Origin of the sequence: Proteus sp. G4415 (genome assembly GCF_963896075.1) — a bacterium.
GTDB lineage: Bacteria > Pseudomonadota > Gammaproteobacteria > Enterobacterales > Enterobacteriaceae > Proteus > Proteus mirabilis.
Genome location: NZ_CAWQOK010000058.1, coordinates 1 through 5,456, shown reverse-complemented (window position 1 = coordinate 5,456; position 5,456 = coordinate 1). Strand labels below are relative to the sequence as shown.

The 5,456-nt window shown below is 41.5% G+C and carries 4 protein-coding genes and 1 pseudogene; 1 reads left to right on the top strand and 4 read right to left on the bottom strand.

Annotation, left to right across the window (positions count from 1 at the left end; translation table 11 throughout):
- Positions 1–365, top strand: a pseudogene (tnpA, locus tag AACU95_RS06455) (IS200/IS605 family transposase); the annotation flags it as partial.
- A gap of 21 nt (positions 366–386) precedes the next feature.
- On the opposite strand, the gene AACU95_RS06450 reads toward tnpA, so the two are convergent.
- Genes AACU95_RS06450 through AACU95_RS06435 form a run of 4 tightly spaced genes read right to left on the bottom strand, consistent with a single transcriptional unit; the run spans position 387 to position 5,404 of the window.
- Positions 387–1,514 carry a TIGR03364 family FAD-dependent oxidoreductase gene (locus AACU95_RS06450; protein ID WP_017628743.1) on the bottom strand — a complete coding sequence of 376 codons (1,128 nt, stop codon included), beginning with the start codon at positions 1,512–1,514 and terminating at the stop codon, positions 387–389.
- Between the two features lie 53 nt (positions 1,515–1,567).
- Complete coding sequence (locus AACU95_RS06445) at positions 1,568–2,578, bottom strand: putative 2-aminoethylphosphonate ABC transporter substrate-binding protein (protein WP_004246580.1); 1,011 nt, start codon at positions 2,576–2,578, stop codon at positions 1,568–1,570.
- A gap of 45 nt (positions 2,579–2,623) precedes the next feature.
- The gene (locus AACU95_RS06440) at positions 2,624–4,315 is read right to left on the bottom strand and encodes a putative 2-aminoethylphosphonate ABC transporter permease subunit (RefSeq protein ID WP_161737202.1); all 1,692 of its coding nucleotides are present in this window, start codon (positions 4,313–4,315) and stop codon (positions 2,624–2,626) included.
- Between the two features lie 12 nt (positions 4,316–4,327).
- Positions 4,328–5,404: a putative 2-aminoethylphosphonate ABC transporter ATP-binding protein gene (locus tag AACU95_RS06435; RefSeq protein WP_004249814.1), complete on the bottom strand. Its 1,077-nt coding sequence runs from the start codon at positions 5,402–5,404 to the stop codon at positions 4,328–4,330.
- Positions 5,405–5,456: the final 52 nt, after the last annotated feature.

Here is a 5,456-nt window from a genome sequence, read left to right as displayed (position 1 = left end):
GCTACTTTGCCAGTGTTTGTGCTGATTTTGATGTTGAACTGGTTGAAATGGATGGGGAACGGGATCACGTTCATTTACTGATTAATTACCCGCCAAAACTGGCGATATCTAATCTGGTTAACAGCCTTAAAGGGGTATCGAGTCGATTACTTCGACGTGATCGTCCTGATATTGCCCAACGTGATTACTACAAGGGGGTTCTTTGGTCGCCAAGTTATTTCGCGGGGAGTTGTGGTGGCGCACCAATATCCATTATCCGCCAGTACATTGAGCAACAGGAAACACCGAGTTAGTTAAAAAACCGCGCCTTATATCCCCGACCTGAAGGACGGGGTTTTACGGTGCTTTGGATAATTAAAAAATAACTTCACATCCCTAATGCAAGATTAATCAAATAGTTGTCGAATATTCTGTTCACCTAAACCTGGCCCAACACTCATTCCTAAACCCGTTCGCATCAATACTGCAGTGACTTTTTCACTCGGCGTTAAAATCGAAATCGGCTCTTTTCCTTTTGCCCCATAAACCCCTTGCCAACGCTCTTTTACTTGAACCGAACAACCTAATGTATGCTCAGCTAACTCTATCAGGAGGTTATCAACCTCTTCGCTGTTAAAAGGCTGTGCATCTAAGCTATATTCATGAGAATCACCAATAATAAGATCGCCATAAGGAGTCGGGGTAATTAATAAATGAATACCATACTGCTCAATCAACGGCGATTGCATTTTAATTTCTTTCGCTAAAGCCTGTGCCTCAGGTAAATCAGCAAATGCACCATAGTGAGTACAACTTAATCCCGTCATTAGCGCATGCGCCAATCCAATATTTTGCTCTGCTGTCACTCGCAACATCTGCAGGCGGCAAACTATAGGATCAAGCTTTTTTATTTCGTCAGCCAATAATGTTTGATAATCGTGCCCTGAGCAGACAATGATCTTTTCTGCACTAAATGTTCCATTACTGGTGATCAATGTCCCCGTATCTACATCAATATCCCGTACTAATGTGGAAAAATAACTCGTTACATTAGCTAAGCTGCCTAGATAAGCCGCTAACTGTGGGATCGCTTCTCGCGAAAATAGCACCTGATCTTCTTTGCCATGCAACGCCGCTTTATGGTGTTGTAATTGACCACCATAAACCATAGCTAATTGTGTTTTAGAAAGTAATTCACAATCATAACCATAGGTTTTAGCTCGACCATCGACAAAGGCTTCAAGAACAGCTTGCTCAGATTGTGTACGTGCTAACAGATAAGTCCCTTTTTGACGCGTTAAAAATTTAGCCTGTTTGGCCATAGTTGCCCAAATTTCACGACTATTTTTTGCTAAATCTAGCATTTTTCCCGGCGCTTGACCCAAAATTAATCCGTGACCAAAATTACGTACAGAAGCGCCCACAGGCGTGTAACTGCGCTCAAAAATAGCAACACGTAAACCTCGCTGAGCCGCTGCATACGCATGAGATAAACCAATAATGCCCGCACCAATAACCGCAATATCAAATTTCATATGACACCCTAAACAAGATAGAGTGCATCGCACCCTATCTATTAATTAATAAATTATTTTGCACTCTTACCGTCATAGCGCTTACGCCATTCAGTTAAAATGGTGTCGCGCTTTTCAGCAGCCCAAATAAAATCATTTTTAATTAAACGTTGAGCATAATCGCGAGGTAATTCTGTTTGGCTTACGGGTACACTGGTATTAGCTAATACAGCAAAATTAGCACTATAAAGCTTCATCGCTTCCTTTGAGGCGGAAAAATCAGCCAATTTTTGCGCGGCATCTCGCTTATTAGTTCCTTTGATTATCGCCGTTGCTTCAATATCCCAACCCAATCCTTCTTGCGGTAATATGATGTCTAGTGGTGCCCCTTGTCGTTTCAATTGGATCGCCGGATATTCAAAGGATATGCCTATCGGGTATTCCCCCGATGCAGCCATTTTGCAGGGTTTGGAGCCAGAATGAACATATTGACCAATATTCTGATGCAACTTGTCCATATATGCCCACCCCTCTTGTTCGCCAAATATTTGTAACCAAGCACTTACATCTAAAAATCCAGTGCCTGATGATGCCGGATTTGGCATAACGATTTTGCCTTTGTATTCAGGCTTAGTGAGATCTTGCCAAGAAGTGGGTTTAGATAACCCCAATTTTTGTGCTTCTATCGTGTTGTAGCAAATCGTTGCCGCCCAGACATCCATACCAACCCAAGTTGGCGGGTTGTTGCTATCACGAAATTTCACATCAATATCATCTAACTGCGCCGGAGCATAAGGCTCAAGCATATTTTGCGCTTTTAATATTGCTAAACTTGATGCAGCTAATCCCCACACAACATCGGCTTGAGGACGATCTTTTTCTGCTAATAATTTAGCGGTGATAATCCCCGTTGAATCTCTTACCCATTTTATTTTTATATCGGGATATTTAGCCTCAAATGCTTGTTTATAAGCTTGTAATTGTTCACTTTCTATTGCGGTGTATACCGTAATTTCAGTCGCTGCAAAGACCGTTCCCGCAGAGAATAATAAGCTGGTGGCAAGTATCAGTTTTTTTAACATCATGCGATTTTCCTAGTATTGCTATGTGAGAGAATTAAACCTTTAAATTTATTGCTTAGCTTCACGCTGATGCCACGCTTGTGTTCGGCGAATAACACCTTGCGAAGCAATAGATAACAATATCGAAACCCCTGCCGAGGTGGTTAAAATCAATGTCGACATAGCCGCCGCGCCACCAATATTGCCCGCATCATCCATATTCAATACCGCAACCGCGGCTAAAATAGTGTCTGGGCTATAAAGGAAGATCGCCGCGGAAACCGTTGTCATAGCAGAAACAAATAGATAACGATAAATATCTAATAATGCCGGCAAACAAAGAGGAATAGTGATACGCCAAAAGTGACGATATAAAGGCGCTTTTAAGGATAATGAAGCTGCCTCGAATTCTTTATCTAACTGGCGCAGTGCCGTGCTCGCAGTCATATAGGCAGTAGTGAAAAAGTGTGCAATGGAGCACAGCACTAATAACACCATACTGCCGTATAAAAAGTTCAGTGGATTATTCGGTAAGTTAAAGAAAAATACATATCCTAATCCCAACACTAACCCCGGAACAGCCATCGGTACAAAACTTAGCATACGTAACAGATTGTTAAGCCAAGAGTGAGAAGCCGTTTTCTCTATTAAGTAAGCGCCCATAAAGATCAGAAAGCAGCCGATAGTGGCAGTGTAAAATGCCAAAATAATACTGTTGGTATAGGCGAGCCATCCCCCTGGCAATCCTTCAAAATTATAATGACGTAACGAAAACGATAAGTTATAAGGCCAGAACTGAATAAAAGAGGAGTAAACGGCCGTACCGAATACCAATAAAAATAGCGCGCAAATAAGCATCACAAATATTAGATAAAGCGTGTCACGCTGAAAATTAGCTTTTGGTAAATAGAATTGGGCACGCGAGCTCATTGCATCACGTTGACGTTTACGTAACCAAACATCGACACCGAAGGTCAACAATGCAGGTAGCAATAACAACATACCGATTAAAGCACCGCGGCCAAATTGTTGCTGACCAAGCACGGCTTTATAGGCTTCTAACGCCAGTACTTGATAATCTCCGCCGACGACAACCGGAATACCAAAGTCAGTAATAGTTAACGTAAATACCAAGCACAATGCTGCGAAAATCCCATGTCGGCTCGATGACCAAGTGACACTACGAAAAGTGCGCCAAGAAGAGGCCCCTAAGCTAGATGCAGCATCAAATAAACGAGCATCAGACATGGATAATGCGGAGAGTAAAATCATTAGCGCATGAGGAAAAGTGTAGATCACCTCACCAAGCACTAATCCCCAATAACCATAAATATTCTCTGTGAGTAAGCTACGCAATAGCCCTTGGTTACCAAATAGATAAACCAATGCAATACCCGGTAGCATAGAAGGAGCGAGTAAGGGTAATAGTGATATTCCACGCCACAAGGATTTAAAAGGGATCAAGGTGCGATGTAGAGCATAAGCAAACAGGTAAGCCAGTGGCACTGTAATAACAGCAACGCTTAACGAAACACTAATACTGTTACCCACCAACCACAGAAAATTAGCACTGGTGAACAAATCAATAGCGGCCTGAAAACCACCACCTTGTGATATATCAGGCGTAAAACCTCGCCAGAAAATAGCCAATAAAGGCAATAAAACCCCAAGAGTAAGTAAGCAAATAATAAATAACTTACCACCAGCAACAAACAAACTATCTAAACGATTAATAGATTTGGTAGGTACTATCACTGACATTATCTCGCTACCTTACGCAAATATGTGTAGTTCATTAGCCGGTAAAGTCACTTTAACTTTACCGTTTTGAATACTATGTAGCTCAGCAGCAGAGATCTCGGCTTGTAATAAATGTCCCGGTAAATGGTCTAATTCAAACTTCATAATGCAACGACTTCCCAAAAACACCACATTTTGTATATTGGCATCGTATTGATTATGTTTGTTTTGTATTGGGTTAATTTTGATTGATTCAGGTCGACAAAAGAGACGCCCTTGATTATGAGGTATTGCAGTATGTTTTAATTGGACTTCTCGTGAGCCAATCATCGCCTCACCGTGCTGATTTCTATTGAAAGGTAACCAGTTACCTTTTCCTACAAACTCTGCAACAAATGGTGTTTGTGGATGGTTGTAAATCTCTTCACTACTGCCGTACTGTTCAACCTTGCCGTTATTCATTACAGCTATCCTATCGGCCATCAGCATGGCTTCATCTTGATTATGAGTGACCATTAGCGTAGTGATATTTAAGCTTTGCTGTAAATTACGTAGCTCCACACACAAATGTTCACGCACTTGTGCATCTAATGCCGACATTGGCTCATCCAGTAATAGTAAAGAAGGGGCAGGAGCCAAAGCACGAGCCAATGCCACGCGCTGTTGTTGACCGCCAGATAATTCTCCTGGATATTTTTTCTTTCGATCTTGTAAACCAACTAACTCCAGCATTTCATTAACGCGATCTTTAATCACATTACGAGGCTGACCGGCTAAACCATACGCAATATTCTGCTGTACCGTCAGGTTAGGAAATAATGCATAGGACTGAAATAAGATCCCATAGTCACGGGCTTGAGGGGGAAGGTGTGAGATATTGTTATCGTAATTAAAGATACTACCGTGATCTTGTGTTTCTAATCCGGCAATACAACGTAATAATGTGGTTTTTCCACATCCAGAAGGCCCTAATAGGCAGACTAACTCGCCTTGTTTAATCTCTAAAGAAACACCATCTAAAGCAATAAATTGATTAAATCTCTTTTGAATATTCTCTACACGAATATGTGGCATTGAGCCATTTTGTGAGTTTATATTGAACTGTAACATATCGCTTACCACGCCAATTTATGATGATTGACTAGAGATTAAGCGACAATGA

What these genes read in the sequence shown, in the direction of transcription:
- AACU95_RS06440 (WP_161737202.1), bottom strand. Translation starts at nt 4,315, where the DNA reads ATGTCAGTGATAGTACCTACCAAATCTATTAATCGTTTAGATAGTTTG.
- AACU95_RS06450 (WP_017628743.1), bottom strand. Translation starts at nt 1,514, where the DNA reads ATGAAATTTGATATTGCGGTTATTGGTGCGGGCATTATTGGTTTATCT.
- AACU95_RS06435 (WP_004249814.1), bottom strand. Translation starts at nt 5,404, where the DNA reads ATGTTACAGTTCAATATAAACTCACAAAATGGCTCAATGCCACATATT.
- AACU95_RS06445 (WP_004246580.1), bottom strand. Translation starts at nt 2,578, where the DNA reads ATGATGTTAAAAAAACTGATACTTGCCACCAGCTTATTATTCTCTGCG.